This window comes from Nonomuraea maheshkhaliensis (assembly GCF_039529435.1).
GTDB classification, from domain to species: Bacteria; Actinomycetota; Actinomycetes; order Streptosporangiales; family Streptosporangiaceae; genus Nonomuraea; species Nonomuraea maheshkhaliensis.
In genome coordinates, this window is the sequence record NZ_BAAAMU010000150.1 from 7,712 (window position 1) to 24,324 (window position 16,613).

General features: G+C 72.1%; 15 protein-coding genes. 8 read left to right on the plus strand and 7 right to left on the minus strand.

Features of this window, described 5'->3' with window-relative positions; all coding sequences use genetic code 11:
• Window positions 1-86: 86 nt before the first annotated feature.
• On the minus strand, window positions 87-1,538 hold the full coding sequence (locus ABFX54_RS49335) for an MFS transporter (RefSeq protein ID WP_346114107.1): 1,452 nt from the start codon (window positions 1,536-1,538) through the stop codon (window positions 87-89).
• Here ABFX54_RS49335 and ABFX54_RS49340 point away from each other — a divergent pair.
• The 3 genes from ABFX54_RS49340 to mihF all read left to right on the plus strand — a co-directional run bounded on the left by ABFX54_RS49340 (window position 1,435) and on the right by mihF (window position 3,664).
• Window positions 1,435-2,742: an ROK family transcriptional regulator gene (locus tag ABFX54_RS49340; protein ID WP_346114109.1), complete on the plus strand. Its 1,308-nt coding sequence runs from the start codon at window positions 1,435-1,437 to the stop codon at window positions 2,740-2,742. The two genes, ABFX54_RS49335 and ABFX54_RS49340, sit on opposite strands and share 104 nt — an antisense overlap.
• A gap of 108 nt (window positions 2,743-2,850) precedes the next feature.
• The gene (locus tag ABFX54_RS49345; RefSeq protein ID WP_346114110.1) at window positions 2,851-3,255 is read left to right on the plus strand and encodes a GlcG/HbpS family heme-binding protein; all 405 of its coding nucleotides are present in this window, start codon (window positions 2,851-2,853) and stop codon (window positions 3,253-3,255) included.
• Between the two features lie 103 nt (window positions 3,256-3,358).
• Window positions 3,359-3,664 (plus strand): integration host factor, actinobacterial type, encoded by a 306-nt coding sequence (gene mihF, locus ABFX54_RS49350; protein ID WP_043641121.1) that lies wholly within the window; start codon window positions 3,359-3,361, stop codon window positions 3,662-3,664.
• A 158-nt stretch (window positions 3,665-3,822) separates the two neighbouring features.
• On the opposite strand, the gene ABFX54_RS49355 is transcribed toward mihF, so the two are convergent.
• Complete coding sequence (locus ABFX54_RS49355) at window positions 3,823-4,470, minus strand: response regulator transcription factor (protein WP_346114111.1); 648 nt, start codon at window positions 4,468-4,470, stop codon at window positions 3,823-3,825.
• Window positions 4,461-5,708 (minus strand): sensor histidine kinase, encoded by a 1,248-nt coding sequence (locus tag ABFX54_RS49360; RefSeq protein ID WP_346114112.1) that lies wholly within the window; start codon window positions 5,706-5,708, stop codon window positions 4,461-4,463. The genes ABFX54_RS49355 and ABFX54_RS49360 overlap by 10 nt, the downstream gene beginning before the upstream one ends.
• Before the next feature lie 184 nt (window positions 5,709-5,892).
• On the opposite strand from ABFX54_RS49360, the gene ABFX54_RS49365 reads away from it, so the two are divergent.
• Together ABFX54_RS49365 and ABFX54_RS49370 are read left to right on the plus strand one after the other, a co-directional pair.
• Window positions 5,893-7,167, plus strand: coding sequence for an acyltransferase family protein (locus ABFX54_RS49365; protein WP_346114113.1), 1,275 nt, complete (start codon window positions 5,893-5,895; stop codon window positions 7,165-7,167).
• A gap of 114 nt (window positions 7,168-7,281) precedes the next feature.
• A complete protein-coding gene (locus tag ABFX54_RS49370) occupies window positions 7,282-9,783 on the plus strand; it encodes a DEAD/DEAH box helicase (RefSeq protein WP_346114114.1) in 2,502 nt (833 codons plus the stop codon).
• 236 nt (window positions 9,784-10,019) lie between these two features.
• On the opposite strand, the gene ABFX54_RS49375 is transcribed toward ABFX54_RS49370, so the two are convergent.
• The gene (locus ABFX54_RS49375; RefSeq protein ID WP_346114115.1) at window positions 10,020-10,583 is read right to left on the minus strand and encodes a hypothetical protein; all 564 of its coding nucleotides are present in this window, start codon (window positions 10,581-10,583) and stop codon (window positions 10,020-10,022) included.
• Window positions 10,584-10,591: 8 nt separating this feature from the next.
• On the opposite strand from ABFX54_RS49375, the gene ABFX54_RS49380 reads away from it, so the two are divergent.
• Complete coding sequence (locus ABFX54_RS49380) at window positions 10,592-11,095, plus strand: DUF2087 domain-containing protein (RefSeq protein WP_346114116.1); 504 nt, start codon at window positions 10,592-10,594, stop codon at window positions 11,093-11,095.
• A 25-nt stretch (window positions 11,096-11,120) separates the two neighbouring features.
• On the opposite strand, the gene ABFX54_RS49385 is transcribed toward ABFX54_RS49380, so the two are convergent.
• The gene (locus ABFX54_RS49385) at window positions 11,121-12,644 is read right to left on the minus strand and encodes an alkaline phosphatase D family protein (protein WP_346114117.1); all 1,524 of its coding nucleotides are present in this window, start codon (window positions 12,642-12,644) and stop codon (window positions 11,121-11,123) included.
• Window positions 12,645-12,826: 182 nt separating this feature from the next.
• Window positions 12,827-13,843: a helix-turn-helix domain-containing protein gene (locus ABFX54_RS49390; RefSeq protein ID WP_346114118.1), complete on the minus strand. Its 1,017-nt coding sequence runs from the start codon at window positions 13,841-13,843 to the stop codon at window positions 12,827-12,829.
• A 41-nt stretch (window positions 13,844-13,884) separates the two neighbouring features.
• Between ABFX54_RS49390 and ABFX54_RS49395 the strand changes: the two genes are divergently transcribed.
• Window positions 13,885-14,664: a phytanoyl-CoA dioxygenase family protein gene (locus ABFX54_RS49395; protein ID WP_346114119.1), complete on the plus strand. Its 780-nt coding sequence runs from the start codon at window positions 13,885-13,887 to the stop codon at window positions 14,662-14,664.
• 13 nt (window positions 14,665-14,677) lie between these two features.
• On the opposite strand, the gene dusB is transcribed toward ABFX54_RS49395, so the two are convergent.
• Complete coding sequence (gene dusB / locus ABFX54_RS49400) at window positions 14,678-15,784, minus strand: tRNA dihydrouridine synthase DusB (protein ID WP_346114120.1); 1,107 nt, start codon at window positions 15,782-15,784, stop codon at window positions 14,678-14,680.
• An 82-nt stretch (window positions 15,785-15,866) separates the two neighbouring features.
• Here dusB and ABFX54_RS49405 point away from each other — a divergent pair, with 82 nt between their 5' ends.
• Window positions 15,867-16,502, plus strand: a complete 636-nt coding sequence (locus ABFX54_RS49405) for an ACT domain-containing protein (protein ID WP_346114122.1) — start codon at window positions 15,867-15,869, stop codon at window positions 16,500-16,502.
• The last annotated feature ends 111 nt before the right edge of the window (window positions 16,503-16,613 follow it).

Sequence of the window (16,613 nt, forward strand, 5' to 3'; positions counted from 1 at the left end):
TGACGGACGGATTGCGACGGCACCCTCACCTCAAGCGGCCCGTGAAGCGGACCGCGGCGGACATGGCGGACGTTGCGGGACGAGGATCAGTCGCGGGCGGGTTCCGGCTCCGGCTCGTGCCCGCGCTCCCCCGCCGGACCGGCCCCGGCCCCGTTGACGGCGCCTGGGGCAGTTCCATTGGCGGCGCTGGGGGCGGCGTCCTGGACAGGGGATGCCGAGAGGCGGAGCAGGGCGCGGATGGCCGGGGAGCCGGTGAGCGTCACCACCGCCGCGAGCACAGCCGGAATGAACAGGGCCACCGGCAGCGACGTCGACTCGGCCACGTACCCGAGCACGGCCGGCCCCAGCAGCAGCCCGCTGTACCCGAACGCCGTCACCATCGCCAGCGCCCGACCGACCCGGCCGCCGGCCGCGCCGACCGCGCTGAACAGGACCGGCACCACCGTGGCCAGCCCGACGCCGGCCAGCGCCCACCCGGTCCAGGCGCACGCGACCCGTACGGCCTCCCCGGTGAGCGGCGAGACGAGCACGAGTGCGTATCCGGCGGTGGCGAAGAGCCCGGCGAGCTGGATGGTCCGCACGGAGCCGAGCCTGCCCCTGATCGGATCGCCCAGCAGGCGCACGGTCGTCATGGCGACGGAGAAGATCGTGTACGCCAGCGGCGCCATTACCGGATCGGTCTCCAGCACCCAGCGGGCATGCAGCGCGGCCCAGTCGATGGCCGCCCCCTCGCTCAGGTGCCCGGCGAACGCGGCCAGCCCGAGCAGGGCGATCAGCCCCCAGCGCAGCGACCCGCCCGGCGCGTCCGGGGAACCGGAGGAACCGGAGGCGGAACCGCCCCCCGGCGCGCCGGGCAGCAGCAGCCGCGCGGCCGGCAGGTACAGGAACGGCACCACGATCGCCGCCGTGATCAGCAGCCCCTGCGCGTCCACCCCGGCGTGCAGCGCGAGGGAGGTGATCCCGCCGCCGGTGGCGCCGCCGAGGCTCCAGGTGCCGTGGAAGGCGGAGATGATCGGCCGCCGGTAGACGCGTTCGACCTCGACGGAATGGGCGTTCATCCCGATCTCGGTCACGCCGAGCCCCATGCCGAAGAGCACCGCCAGAACCGCCAGCATCCAGTACGAGGACGCCAGCGCCGGTCCGAGCAGCACCAGGCCGGAGAAGGGTCCGGCGATCCAGCACACCCGGCGGCTCGACCACCGGTCCACCAGCGGCCCGGCCACCAGCATCGACACCAGCGCCCCGCCGGAGATCAGCAGCAGGACGCTGCCGAGCCTGGCGGGGCCGAGGTCGAGCCGGTCGTTCAGCGACGGCAGCCCGGCCGCCCACAATCCCATGACAAGACCGGCGAGAAAGAAGAATCCGAAAACTCCGACACGTGCCCGTTGTGCGTCAGTGAGGCTTTTGTTCACGGCTAGAGCATAAACTGTCCTCGTGAATGGAGCTACGACGAGTGGCGAGCTTCGCGCGCACAACCGGGTCAGGCTGCTGCGCGCCGTGCACGACTCCGGTGCCGTGCGCACCAGGTCCCAGCTCACCCGCGATCTGCGGCTGGCCAGGGGCACGGCCTCGGTGCTGGTGGCCGGCCTCGCCGAGGCCGGGCTGCTGCACGAGGAGCCGGCCTCCGAGCATGCGCGGGGCCGCCCGACACTGGTGCCGGGGCCGCATCCGGACGGGCCGGTCGCGCTGGCCGCGGACGTGCGCGAGGACGCCTGGGAGTTGGCGGCGTGCGAGCTGGGCGGCCGGGTCACGGTGCTCGGCGTACGGCCGCACGACGGCACGCCCCAGGGCACGCTGGAGCCGCTGAGCGTGGCCGTGGCGGAGCACCGGCGGCGGCTCGGCCGCCGCGCCCTCGGCGTCGCTGTAGCCCTGGCCGGCCCGATCCGCCACGGCGGCCTGGTGGACATCGCCCACCTGGGCTGGCGCTCGGTGGACGTCCCCGCACTGCTGAACCTGCCCGGCACGCCCACCGGACCCGGCACGCCCGCCACTCAGCCTGGCGGATCCGCCACCCACCCCGGCGAGCCCTTCGAGCAGCCTGACATGCCCGTGATCGGCAACGACACCGTGCTGGCCGCGCTGGCCGAGGCGCGCCGCGGGCACCTGCGTGACGTCCGGGTGGGCGTGCACCTGCACGTGGACTTCGACCTGGGCGGCGTGCTGGTCGTGGACGGCCGGCCGGTCGCCGGGGCGAGCGGCGCCGGCGCCGAGTTCGGCCACATGCCGCTGTCCGGCAACGACCGCCCCTGCCCCTGCGGCGCCACCGGTTGCTGGGGCATGGACGTCGGCGCCAACGCCCTGCTGCGCCACGCCGGCCTGGCCCACGGCGGCGGCAGGGGCCGCGAGCAGGCCGAGCGGGTGCTGGCGACGGGCGGGGAGACGGTGGAGGCCAACGCCAGGGCCTTGGGACGCGGCGTGGCGGCCCTGGTGAACGCGCACGACCCGGAGGTGGTGACGCTGTCGGGCCACGGCGTGGAACTGCTTGAGCGGGCCGGACAGGCCCTCATGGCGGCCTGCGAGCCCGGCCTGATGGCGATCCGCCGCGACCGGCCGCCGCGGATCGAGGGCTCGGCCCTCGGCTGGCGCGGCGCGCTCCTGGGCGCGATGGAGTCGGTCTTCGACAGCTTCCTCACGCCCGAGGGGCTCGAACTCTGGCGCAAAAACCACCCTGACCAGGCTCGCGACACGCCCGACCGACAAAGTGTGACGTATTCCACCCTCGACCGGCATAAGCCGCTGTGAGCCCACGCCTGCGCACCCGCATAGGCGATCTTGCACGGGCCCGGCCGGCCCGGGTACGCATGGGGAGGGCCGAGGCGCGAAAGAATCATGATCCGAGGGGCGAACCGCGTGAATCTCGAACTCGCGCTCCGCATGACGGAGGCGGCCGTCAAACAGGCGTACCGCGAGGGCGCCCGGATCTCCGTGGCGATCGTGGACGACGGGGGAAATCTGGTGTCGTTCCAGCGTATGGACGGTGCGGAGATCTCCGGGCCCGTCCTCGCGCGGGGCAAGGCGTACACGTCGGTGGCCCTGCGCAGGCCCACCTCCGAGCTGCCCCCGCTGACCGCGGCGGACGGCGAGCTCGCGGGCCTGGCCGGAGCGGGTTTCGTCTGCTTCGGCGGCGGCCTGCCGCTCTGGTCGGGCGACGGTGAGACGGGACGCGTGGTCGGTGGCATAGGGGTCAGCGGAGGCACGATCGCGCAGGACGTGGCGTGCGCGGAAGCGGGCGCATCGGCGTGGTCCGGACGCTGACCACGCACTTTCCGCAACACGAACCGCTGGTATCCGCCATGATTAGCCACTGCACCACGGGTAACAGAACCCGAACGCTCAACTCCCCGAGGAGAGAACAGAGATGGCACTTCCCACTCTCACCCCCGAGCAGCGTCAGGCGGCTCTGGCCAAGGCCGCCGAGGCCCGTGCCGCGCGCACGGCGCTGCTGGCGAAGGTCAAGGCCGGCGAGCTGACGTTCGCTCAGCTGCTCGAGCGCGACGACGACATCGCGAAGAAGATCAAGGTGTCGCAGGCGCTCCGCGCCGTCAAGGGCGTCGGTCCGGCCAAGGCCACCGCGCTGATGGAGGAGGCGGGCGTCGACGAGAAGCGCCGTCTCGGCGGCCTGGGCGCCCAGCAGCGCAAGAAGCTGGTCGACGCGCTCGGGTAGAACCCCGAGCGGCCAGGTCCGCGCGTAGCGGCGCGCGGACCGGCCAGCGACCCTCTCACTGGCAGGAGGGACCGGCGGGCGGAGCCGCCCCGCTCGGCCGGCGGGCCAGGCCCGGGAGGGTTCGCGTGAACGTCAGGTCAGGGCGGCCGGGAACGGGATCACGAACGCAGGTAGGTCAGGACGGCGAGCACCCGGCGATGCTGGTCACTGTCCTCCGCGTAGAGGCCGAGCTTGCTGAAGATGCTTCTGATGTGCTTCTCCACGGCCCCATCGCTGATCACGAGCTGCCGCCCGATGGCCGGATTCGACTTCCCCTCGGCCATCAGGCCGAGCACCTCGCGCTCGCGCGGCGTGAGCTCGGCCAGCGGGTCGTCCTTGCGCCTGCGTACCATCAACTGCGACACCACCTGAGGATCGAAGACGGTCCCGCCGGCGGCCACCCGCCGCAGGCCCTCCAGGAACTCCTCCACGTCGACGACCCGGTCCTTCAGCAGGTAGCCGACCGCGCCACGGGCGTCGGCCAGCAGGTCGTCGGCATAGGAGACCTCGACGTACTGGGAGAGGATCAGCACCGGCGCGCCGGGCACCCGGCGCCTGGCCTCGACCGCCGCCTTGAGCCCCTCGTCGGTGAACGAGGGCGGCATGCGTACGTCCACCACCGAGACGTCCGGCCTGTGCTCGGTGACCGCGGCGACGAGCGCGTCACCGTCACCGACCGTGGCCACCACCTCGCAGCCGAACTCCTCCAGCAATCTGACCAGGCCCTCCCTGATCAGAACAGCGTCATCGGCCACGACTACCCGCACGGCACCTCCGCCACGATCATCGTGGGCCCGCCGTCGGGCGACTGCACGGTCAGCTCCCCGTCGACGGCGCGGAGCCGGTCGGCCAGCCCGGCGAGCCCATGTCCCTTGGCGACGTGCGCGCCGCCGACCCCATCATCCCCGATCGTCAGCATGAGGACGTCATCGATGCGGACGAGCTGGACGGTGCAGATGGTGGCGCGGCTGTGCTTGGCCACGTTGGTCAGGGTCTCGGCGCAGACGAAGTAGACGGCGTTCTCGACGGCGGCCTGGTAGCGCTCGACGGTCTGCACGTCGAGGTCGACGGGGACCGTGCAGCGGCCCGCGAGTGCGGCCAGCGCGGGCGCGAGGCCGCGGTCGGACAGGATCGGCGGGGCGATGCCGCGCGAGAGCGCGCGCAGCTCGTCGAGGGTCTCGCGGGTGGCGCCGATCGCGGCGCTGAGCGTGGCCCGCGCCGCCTCGGGGTCCTTGGCCAGTTGCCGCTGCGCCCTGGACAGCTCCATGGCCAGCGACACCAGCCGCTGCTGCGGCCCGTCGTGGATGTCGCGCTCCAGCTTGCGCAGCGCGTTGGCCTCGGCGGAGACGGCGGCTGCGCGGCCCTGGGCCAGGTCGTCGATGCGCTCCTGCAGCTCGGCCACGCCGGTCAGCAGGGCCCGGCCGAGGCCGGAGCGCAGCAGCGCGGCGCCGCGGACCACGAACGGCATGAGCAGCGTGAAGACCAGGCCGACCGAGACGTAGAAGAGCACGTTGATGCCGTAGGAGTCGCCCATGCCGAGCAGCTCGGGCAGCTCGGTGTTGCCGGGGATGCGGGAGGTGATGAGGCCGTACAGGGGATAGGTGAGCCCGGCGATGGGGACCGCCCAGAACACCACCGTGAGCACGAACGCGATGATCGCGAACGGCAGGTTGAGTATGCCGTGCAGCAGGTCGAGCCAGGACTGCCCGCTGGTCAGCGGGTTGACGAGGCGGCGGAAGCGGCCGGCGCCGGGCGGCGCGGGCTTGTAGCGCGGCCGTACGGGCGGCCTGCGCAGCACGTCGGAGAGCCAGCCGCGCTCGGCGTCGGCGAAGCCTCGCGCCACCAGCAGCGTGCCGGCCAGCAGCGGCACGCCGATCCACACGACCGCCGTGCCCACCCCCGCCGCGAATCCCGCGATCATGAGCACGAAGCCGATGAGAGTGGTCGGGAAGCCGACCAGCGTGTAGCGGGTGTCGAGAAGGACACGCCTCGTCAGGGAGCGCATGGCCACCACCGTATGCCGGGCCGCTCGCGCGAGCGAGCGGGTGCGCCGGTGTATGGGGGTAGGGCCAGCCCTACCCGGGCCGGTGGTGCGATCTCGACCCGAGGACGGCGGCTCGCGGCAATGTGCGCGAGCGCCCTGGACGGGAGCCTTGAGCCATCCGCTCCCCCAGGAATCGAGGCTCCCCATGACCGCCCTGCTGGACCGCCCCACTGCCGCGCCCGCGAGGCCGCGCGGCCCGGCGGACGCGCGCCCGGCGGGCCGCGACCCCTTCATCGACCTGCTGCGGGTGGCCGGGATGGCGCTCATCGTGCTGCAGCACTGGACGATCCCGGTGCTGACGTACGAGAACGGGCGGCTGACGACGGGCAACGCGCTGTCGACGCCCGGGGTGTGGGTGGTGACGTGGATCAGCCAGGTGATGCCGCTGGTGTTCTTCGCGGGCGGGGCGGCGAACGCGATCAGCTTCGGCCGCTCGTCGAAGCCCGCGCCGCTGTGGCTGGCGGTCCGGCTGCGGCGGCTGGCCTGGCCGCTGCTGCCGCTGGCCGCGGTGTGGATCCCGCTGCCGCACGTGCTGCTCAGCCTGGGGGTGCCCGCGCAGCCGCTCGGGGTGGGCGCGCAGCTGACGGGCCAGCTGCTGTGGTTCCTGGCCGTCTATCTGATCGCCGTCACGGTCACGCCGTACGCGCTGCGCCTGCACGAGCGGCACGGCTGGCGCGTGCCCGTCCTGCTGTCGGCCGGGGCGGTGCTGACGGACGTGGTGCGCTTCTCCTCCGGGATCGACGCTCTGGGCTACGTGAACGTGGTGTTCGTCTGGCTGGCCGTGCACCAGCTCGGCTTCTTCTACGCCGGCGGCCGGCTGCGGCACCCGTGGCTGCTCGCCGTGGGCGGCTTCGGGGCGGCGGCACTGCTGGTGGCCCACGGCCCCTACCCGGGCAGCATGATCGGCCTGCCGGGCGCGGAGGTGTCCAACATGGCGCCGCCCACGCTGGCCATGCTCGCCGTCGGCCTCGGCCAGATCGGCCTGGCCGCGCTGCTGCGCCCGGTGCTGGTACGGCTGGCGCCGGCCCGCCTGCTGGACTGGGCGAGCCCGCGCATCATGACGGTGTACCTGTGGCACATGCCGGCCCTGTTCGCGGTGACCGGGGTCGTGGTGGTGCTGCTGGGCGTGGACACGCCGCGGCCGGGCAGCGTGCTGTGGTTCCTCGGCTGGCCGATCTGGTTCGGGCTGCTCTGCCTGGTGCTGTGGCCGCTGCTGAAGGGATTCGCCAGGTTCGATGGCCCGCCCGCGCTGCCGTTCGTCGCGGACGGCTGGCGGGGCGCGCTCACGGCGGCCGGGCTGGTCGGCGCGGGGGTGCTGACGCTGACCGTGGGCGGTTTCGCGCCCGGCGGAGGTCCGTTCCTGGCGGTCTTCGCCCTCCTCGGCGGCCTGCTGCTGACCGTGCCACGGGCGCGCACCTGACGGCGTACCGATCGTGCCCCGCGCCCGCACCTGAGGCTGCGGGCGGCGGGGTTCGCTTGACCGAGTTGGCCGCGAGCGGTTCGACCACCCGGCAAACTTCGGCAGGATAGGTGTGTGAGCCTTCTCGTTGACCGCCTGCCCGACGACATCGACGCCGATCCGGACGCCATCTTCGACGCGTTCGTCGCCTGGAACGCCGAGCGGGGGCTCACGCTCTATCCCGCCCAGGAGGAGGCCCTCATCGAGGTGGTCTCCGGCAGCAACCTGATCCTGGCCACGCCGACGGGCTCGGGCAAGTCACTGGTGGCCGCGGGCGCCCACTTCACCGCGCTGACGCGCGACCTGCGGACGTTCTACACCGCGCCGATCAAGGCGCTGGTGTCGGAGAAGTTCTTCGACCTGTGCGCCATCTTCGGCACGGAGAACGTCGGGATGATGACCGGCGACGCCAGCGTCAACCCGGGCGCGCCGATCATCTGCTGCACGGCCGAGATCCTGGCCAACGTGGCGCTGCGCGACGGAGCGGCGGCCGACATCGGCCAGGTCGTCATGGACGAGTTCCACTTCTACGCCGAGCCGGACCGGGGCTGGGCCTGGCAGGTGCCCCTGCTGGAGCTGCCCGACGTACAGTTCGTGCTGATGTCGGCCACGCTCGGCGACGTGTCCATGTTCGAGCGCGACCTGACCAGGCGCACCGGGCGGCCGACGTCGGTGGTCAAGCACGCCGAGCGGCCGGTGCCGCTGATCTACTCCTACCGGATGACCCCGCTGCACGAGACGCTGGAGGAGATGCTCTCGACCGGCCAGGCGCCGGTCTACGTCGTGCACTTCACCCAGGCCGCGGCGATGGAGCGGGCCCAGGCGCTGATGTCGATCAACATGGCGACCAAGGCCGAGAAGGAGGCCATCACCGCCATGATCGGCGGCTTCCGCTTCACCACCCGCTTCGGCCGGGCGCTGTCGCGGCTGGTCAAGCACGGCATCGGCGTGCACCACGCGGGCATGCTGCCGAAATACCGGCGCCTGGTCGAGCGGCTGGCCCAGGCCGGGCTGCTGAAGGTCATCTGCGGCACCGACACGCTGGGCGTCGGCGTCAACGTGCCGATCAGGACGGTGCTGTTCACGGCCCTGTCCAAGTACGACGGCAACAAGGTGCGCCGGCTGCGCGCCCGCGAGTTCCACCAGATCGCCGGCCGCGCGGGCCGGGCGGGCTTCGACACCATCGGCTACGTCGCCTGCCAGGCCCCCGAGCACGACATCGAGAACGCCAAGGCGCTGGCCAAGATCGGCGACGATCCCAAGCGGCGGCGCGGCTACGCCCGCAAAAAGCCGCCGGAGGGCTTCGTCGGCTGGAGCGAGGACACCTTCACCAAGCTCCAGGAGGCCGAGCCGGAGCCGCTCAACTCCCGGTTCAAGGTCAGCAACGCCATGCTCCTCGCGGTGATCAACCGGCCGGGCGACTGCTTCCAGGCGATGAAGCACCTGCTGACCGACAACCACGAAGACCGCAAGTGGCAGCGCCGGCACATCAGCCAGGCCATCGCCATCTACCGCTCGCTGCTGGCCGGCGGCATCGTCGAGCAGTTCGCCGAGCCCGACGAGCAGGGCCGGCGGGCCCGGCTGACGATCGACCTGCAGGAGGACTTCGCGCTCAACCAGGCGCTGTCGACGTTCGCGCTGGCCGCCTTCGACCTGCTCGACCGCGAGTCGCCGGCGTACGCGCTCGACATGGTCTCGATCGTGGAGTCCATCCTCGACGACCCGCGCCAGATCCTGTCCGCCCAGCTGAAGAAGGCCAGGGGCGAGGCCGTCGCGCAGATGAAGGCCGACGGGATCGAGTATGAGGAGCGCATGGAGCAGCTCGCCGAGGTCATGTATCCGATGCCGCTCGACGACCTGCTGCTCGGGGCGTACGAGACGTACCGGCGCGGCCACCCGTGGGTGGGCGACTACACGGTCAGCCCGAAGTCCGTGGTGCGCGACATGTACGAGCGGGCGATGACGTTCGGCGAGTACATCCAGTTCTACGAGCTGGCCCGCTCCGAGGGCACGGTGCTGCGCTATCTGGCCGACGCCTACCGGACGCTGTCGCGCACGGTGCCCGAGCACCTCAAGACCGACGACCTGGTCGACCTGATCGAGTGGCTCGGCGAGCTGGTCCGCCAGGTCGACTCCTCGCTGATCGACGAGTGGGAGAAGCTCACCAACCCGGCCGCGGCGCTGGAGGAGCATCAGCAGCAGCTGGAGGCCAAGGTACGGCCGGTCACCGCCAACCCGCGGGCCTTCCGCGTGCTGGTGCGCAACGCCATGTTCCGGCTGGTCGAGCTGTGTGCGCTGGAGAAGGAGGCCGAGCTGGAGGAGCTCGCCCCCGACGTCGACTGGGGCGCGGCGCTCGACGCCTACTACGACGAACACGAGGAGATCCACACCGACGCCGACGCGCGCGGGCCCGCGCTGCTGCGCATCGAGGAGGAGAGCGGGCTGTGGAAGGTGCGCCAGACGGTCAAGGACCCGGCCGGCGACGGTGACTGGGGCATCGACGCCCAGGTCGACCTGGCCGCCTCCGACGAGGAGGGCCGCGCGGTCCTGCACGTCCAGGGGCTCAACCGCTTGTAGGCGGATTCACGGGAGGAGACGACAAGCCCTGTGCCGGAACGGACTGGCAAGGGCGCCCCGGCACAGGCCTGTCGATAGATTCTCCTTCGCCGAACGTCGAGGTCGTGTCATGACCATGTCTCAAGATCGAGACATTCCCTCGTCACCGGCCCTGTCGTCGGGGCTCTCGTCAGCGCTGCCGGCGGCCCCGTCACCGGCGTCAGCCCTTCCGCCGGCCTGGTCACCGGCGCCCGGCGTCAGCATGCGGCGATGGCGCAGATCTTGGCGAGCATGCGCTTGGCGTCCTTCGTCTGCTGCCTGAAGTCGGCCTTGACCGGTTTGCCCCACTCGCCGGACACGGTGTAGAGGATCAGGGCGTTCGCGCGCCGGGTCACGATCGCCCGGTCGCCACCGATGGCCGGCTTCCCGCTCTGGTACGCCTGCCCGGTGACCGAAAGCCCCGCGTCGCCGAGGGCGATCGGGGCGGAGGAGTAGCGGTAGCCGGACGTGCCGCAGGACTTCACGGCCGCCCGCAGGTCGCGTAGAGCCTGGCCCGCGGCGGCCGCGGACCGGTAGAGGACGACCTGCTCCGACTTGGCGTAATCGGGCACCGCCGTGTAGCTGAGCGTCCTGGCCGAGGTCCGGCCGCGCTGGCCTAATCCGCTCTTCTGGCACGGGTTGACGACGAGCCGGGCCGTTCTCTTGCCGCTGGCCGACCAGCTCGTCTCGGGGTTGGCGTCCTTCTTGGCGGCGGCCTTCTCGTACAGGAGGAAGTTGTTCGGGACGGCGACGGCGGCCGCGAGCAACAGTGCTGTGATCATGGGACAAAATGGTACGAGTGAACGACGAAGACATCAGGCGCGTTCTCGGACTCCTCTACCAGGACGACACGCTCAAGACGTTCGCCTCCCTGGTGCTCGGAACCACCGACGGGCTCTCCCCCAAGTCCCTGCACAAGCTCGCCAGCGGCGGACTCGCCGCATGCGACGAGAGCGGCACGTGGCGCGCCACCCCCGAACGCTTCCGCGACCTGCTGCGGGCGCACGCCGAACCGGCCGAGGAGCTGAGCGCCGAGGAGCGGGTGCTGCGCACCTTCCTCGTGGACGGGCGGCTGACGACCACGGCGATCCGACGGGACAAGCGGCTGATCGTGCTGAACTACATCGCGGCCGTCTTCGAGCCCGGCGTCCGCTATGCGGAGAAGGACGTGAACGTGGCGCTGCGGGCCTTCCACGACGACTACGCGGCGCTGCGCCGCTACCTGGTGGACGAGGAGCTGCTGTCGCGCGAGGGCAACGTCTACTGGCGCAGCGGCGGCCACGTGGAGATCTGAGCGGGTTCCGGCGGGTTCGGCCTGGCTAGGCGGGGTTGAGCGTCGGGTCGCCCGGCTCGATGACGAACGAGCCGGAGGTGTACGCGGGGGCGTCCGGTCGCGTGACGTAGGCCAGTGAACGGAAGTCGACCGTCATCTCCCGCTCCGTGATCCTGGTCCTGACATAGCCGCGGCGGCCGTTGAAGAACGAGACGTGCGGGTTCTCGGCGAGCAGGTTCCGGGTGTCGGGATACTCGTCGCGGCCGTCGCCGGCGCTGGTGACCGAGGTGGTGACGAGCTCGACGGCCACGGGTTCCGCGCCGGGGTCGCGGTGGTCGCGGCCGACCTGGCCGGCCCAGTGGGAGTGCACGTCGCCGGTCAGCACGACGGCGTTGCGCCGGTGGGCGTGGATGGTGGCGGCCAGGTGGTCGCGGGAGGCGACGTAGCCGTCCCAGCCCTCGTTGGACCAGCCCTCGGCCGGGCCGCGGGCCCAGTCCATCTCCATCATGAACACCTGCTGGCCGAGCAGGTCCCAGGTCGCGTGCGAGTCCCTGAGCTCGGCGTCGAGCCAGGTCTGCTGCTCCGGTCCGAGGATGGTGCGGCCGGGGTCGAGGCGTTCCGCGCAGTCGGGGCCGACAGTGTCGCTGTCGCCGGTGCACGCGTACGGGTCGCGGTACTGGCGGGTGTCGAGCAGGTGCAGGTTCGCCACCGCGCCCCAGCGGATGCTGCGATGCAGCCTGAGCGCGGCCCCGTGCGGCCGCTGCGCGCGGCGCAGCGGCATGTTCTCGTAGTACGCGCGGAACGCCGCCGCCCTGCGCCTTCTGGGGACGTCGCCGGCCCAGGCGTTCCTGACGTCGTGGTCGTCCCAGACCACCGCCCAGGGGGCGATGGCGTGGGCCGCGCGCAGGTCGGGGTCCGTCTTGTGCTGGGCGTGGCGCAGGCGGTAGCCGGCCAGGTCGAGGCACTCGCCGCCGGCCTGGTCGCGGACGCGGTGCTCGTAGTCGCCGTACTCGTAGACGTAGTCGCCGAGGAACGCGATCAGGTCGGGGTGGTCATCGGCCATCCGGCGGTAGGCGGTGAACCAGCCGGTCTGGTAGTCGGCGCAGGAGGTGAACGACAGGTTCAGCGCGCGACCGCGGCTGCCCGGGGCGGGGGCGGTCAGGGTGCGGCCGGTCTCCGACAGGCCGCCCTCGGCTCGGAACCGGTAGAAGTACTCGGCGCCCGGTTCCAGTCCTTCGAGCTCGACGTGGACGCTGTGCGCCGCCTCGGGTCGGGCGGTCTCGGTGCCGTGGCGTACGACGTGGCGGAAGTGCTCGTCCCTGGCGAGCTGCCAGTCCACGGACACCTGGCGTCGCGGCATCCCGCCCAGCCCGTCCAGGGCCGGCGGGTCCGTCGCCAGGCGCGTCCACAACACGACGCCGTCGGGCGCGGGCTCACCGGAGGCGACGCCGAGCCGGAAGAGATCGCGCAGCGGGGCGCGCCGGGCGGCCGCGCGGACGGGACGCGGGCCCGTCGCGGCAGAAGCGGCCAGGCTCGCGCCCCCGGCGAGAAGCGCACGCCGGGTGAGCATGGGGGTCCTAACGCAGGGGTGGGGTGTGCGGCTGGGGTGCCGGCGCGGACAGCCTGACGTGCGGCGGGTTGCGGAGCGCGTTCAGAAGGGGACATTCCGCTGAAGTCCGGATGAACCTTCGCCACGCTTCCGGCACGCCGACGGGGCAGGTGCGCCACGACCGGGACAGGCGGCGGCGTTGCTCAGTCGGTGGCAGGGCGGAGGCGGGCGCGGTAGTCGCGGGGCGGGAGGCCGTACTCCCGTCTGAAGGCGCGGCTGAAGTGGAACGGGCTGACGAAGCCCGAAGCCGCCGCCACCTGGCCGATGTCCATGTCCGTCACCTCCAGCAGGCTCGCCGCGTGCCGCACCCGTGCCCGGCGCACCGCCTGCATCGGCGTCAGGCCGGTCTCCTCGGCGAACAGGTGGGCGAAGCGGGACGGGGAGAGCGCGACCGTACGGGCGAGCGAGGTCACGGAGTGCGGCGCGCCGGGCTCGGCCGCGATCCTCGCCAGCACGCGGCGTACCCGCTCGTCCCCCTCCTCGCTCTTCCCCTCGGGCCGCGCGGAGGCGGTGGCCAGCACCAGCACCTCCTCCACGGCTCCCAGCACCAGCTCCCGCGCCGCCCTGCCCACCACCACCGCGGGCACCCGCACCTCACCCGCACCACCACTCGGACCGGCCGGCCCCCGCGCCACGCCCGGATCACCACTCGGACCGGCCGGCCCCCGCGCCACGCCCGGATCACCGTCCGAAGGAACGGTCACCCCTGCCTCGGCCAGGTCGCCGGCCGGAGCGGCCGGCGACGTGTCGGGTGTCCAGCGGGCGTCCTGGAGGGCCCGCTGGAAGGCCAGGTCGATCCGGAGGTGCACGGCCCGGGGCACCCCGGCCACCAGGTGACACCCGCCCTCCCGCGCGTACGGGCCCAGCCAGGCCGCCCAGCTCGCCCGGGGCTGGAAGTGCACCCACCAGAACCGCCACCGCCCCGCCCCCGGCCGTACCCGATAGTGCTGCGCCACCCCCGACCGCAGCACCGCCAGATCCCCCTCCCCCACCGCGAACGACGCCCCGCCCTGCTCGACGGCTCCGGCCCCGGCCTCGGTCCACAGCAGCAGCCAGCTCGGCGAGCCGCCGGGGCGGCGGGTCGCGTAGCCGGGCGCCCTGTCGTAGTGGCCCACGATCATCAGCTCGGCAGCAGGAACAGACATGTCCTCAGCGGTCATGGGCATACCGTGGCACATCCCGGCCGCCTACCGTGACAGACATGAGCTACAACGACTTCCACGAGCAGGGGTACACGATCGTGCCCGCACTCCTCTCCCCCGAGGAGGTGGCCGAGCTGCGCGACGAGTTCATGGGCATGCACGCCAGGGGCCCGATCCCGGGGCACTTCACGCCGCAGCCGCAGGAGCCGGGGCGGCCGTACGACATCCTGCGCGACTATCCCCGGATCATGCACCCGCACCAGGTGAGCGACGTGGCGCTGCGCTACCTGCTCGACGCCCGCGTCGGCGCGATCCTGCACGAGCTGCTCGGGGAGGAGCCGATAGCAGCCCAGAGCATGTTCTACTTCAAGCCGCCGGGCGCCAGGGGGCAGGCGCTGCACCAGGACAACTTCTACCTCCGGGTCGAGCCGGGCACCTGCGTGGCCGCCTGGGTGGCGCTCGACCGGGTGGATCGGGCCAACGGCGGCCTGGAGGTCGTCCCCGGCACGCATCTGATGGACCTGTTCTGCCCGGAGGAGGCCGACGAGGGGGTCTCCTTCACCAGGGAGTACGTGCCGCCGCCGCCGGGCCTTGCGAAGGTGCCCGTGGACATGGACCCGGGCGACGTGCTGTTCTTCAACGGCAGCCTGGTGCACGGCTCGGAGCCCAACGGCACCCAGGACCGCTTCCGCCGCAGCTTCATCTGTCATTACACCGGCCGCTCGGCGGAGCGGATCGCCGAGTACTACCCGACGCTGACGATGACGGGCGAGCCCGTACAGCTCGAAGCGTCGGTCGGTGGCGGCCCCTGCGGCACGGAGATCACCGGCCCCCACTGACCCCGACCCAGGGTCAGCCGCCGGAAACGTCCGACTCCTCCTCAGGAATGGGGCAGTCCCAGGGATCGTCCAGCCACCCGTCTGGCAACAGCACCTTGGACCGTTCGCCCGACTTGCCCCGGGGCGTGTCGGTGTTCGGCGGCCAGGGCTGGTCGCGTTCCAGCTTGGCCAGCCCTTCCCGCAACCCGTCGAGCGACTCGGCCGTGGCCAGCTCACGCCGCAGCTCGCTCCCGACCGTGAACCCCTTCAGATACCACCCGACATGCTTGCGGAAGTCGGCCACAGCGTACCGCTCGATGTCGAAGCACTCGGTCAGCCCCTCGGCGTGCCTGGCCATCACGTCGGCCACCTCGCCGAGCGTCGGCCGTACCCGCTCGGGGCTGCCGTCGAAGGCGTACTCGAGATCCTTGAACAACCACGGCCGGCCCAGGCAGCCCCGACCGACGACCACGCCGTCGCACCCGGTGCGCCGCACCATGGCGACGGCGTCGTCGGCGGACCAGATGTCGCCGTTGCCCAGCACGGGGATCTCGGGCACGGACTCCTTCAGCCGGGCGATGGCCTCCCAGTCGGCCACGCCTCCGTAGTGCTGCTTCGCCGTACGGGCGTGCAGCGCGATCGCGGCGACGCCCTCCTCGGCGGCGATCCGCCCGGCGTCCAGGTAGGTCAGGTGCTCGTCGTCGATGCCCTTGCGCATCTTCATCGTCACGGGCAGCGACCCGGCGTTCGCGACCGCCTCACGCAGGATCCGCCGCAGCAGATTCCGCTTGTACGGCAGCGCCGACCCGCCCCCGCGCCTGGTCACCTTGGGCACGGGGCAGCCGAAGTTGAGATCGATGTGATCGGCCAGGTCCTCCTCGGCGATCATCCGGACCGCCCGCCCCACGATGTCGGGATCGACGCCGTACAGCTGGATGCTCCTGGGCCGCTCGGACTCGGCGAACCTGATCATCCGCAACGTCTTGGGATTGCGCTCGACGAGGGCCCTGGTCGTGATCATCTCGCACACGAACAGGCCGGCGCCCTGCTCACGGCACAGCACCCGGAACGGCGCGTTCGTGATGCCCGCCATCGGCGCCAGCACCACGGGCGGCCACACCCCAATCGGCCCAATCTTCACCCCGTCAGTTGTAGCGCAGGTCAGGCTGTGAACGGTATTCGGCCGATAGTCTGTGATCCGGCATCTTCGGTGAGGGGGACGGATGCTTCTTCGAGTCCGCGTCGAACTGCCCGACCGGCCCGGGTCCCTGGCTCAGGTGACCAAGGTCCTGGGGGCGGCGGGCGCCGACATCACCCAGGTGACCGTCCTCGACCGGGCCGAGGGCCGGGCCGTCGACGACATCACGGTCTGCTGCCCGGCCGGCACGCCCACGCAGGCCCTGGTCAGCAGCCTGCAAGGCGTGGACGGCGTGACGGCGGTCAGCGTCTGGCCCACCCGCGAGGCGCCGGGCACGTACCCGGAGCTGGAGATCCTCAAATACCTCACCACGGCAGGAGACCGGGCGCTCACCACGCTGGTGGACTCGCTGCCGGCCCTCTTCAGCGCCGGCTGGGCCGCCGCCGTCGCCGGCCACCGCGTCGTCCACGCGAGCTGGCGCGCCCCCCGCGACCCGGCCCTCCCCCTGGAGACACCGGCCCGCCCCGAGGCCCTGACCCTGGCCGACGGCCTGCACGCCATCCACGCCCCGCTGCCCCCGCTGGGCCTCTCCTTGGTCCTGGCCCGCTCGGAGGGCCCGGCCTTCCACCGCATCGAGGTCCACCGCCTCACCAGAATCCTGGAGATCTTCCTCAGCCTCCCCGCCACCGAACACAGCCTGGCCAGCCGCCTCCACGCCTGACCCCGGTCAGGCGGCAGCATCCGCTCGAAAAAACCGCTAGAGTTGTCCGTGAGGCAACGCGGAAGTGGCTCAGTGGTAGAGCATCACCTTGCCAAGGTGAGGGTCGCGGGT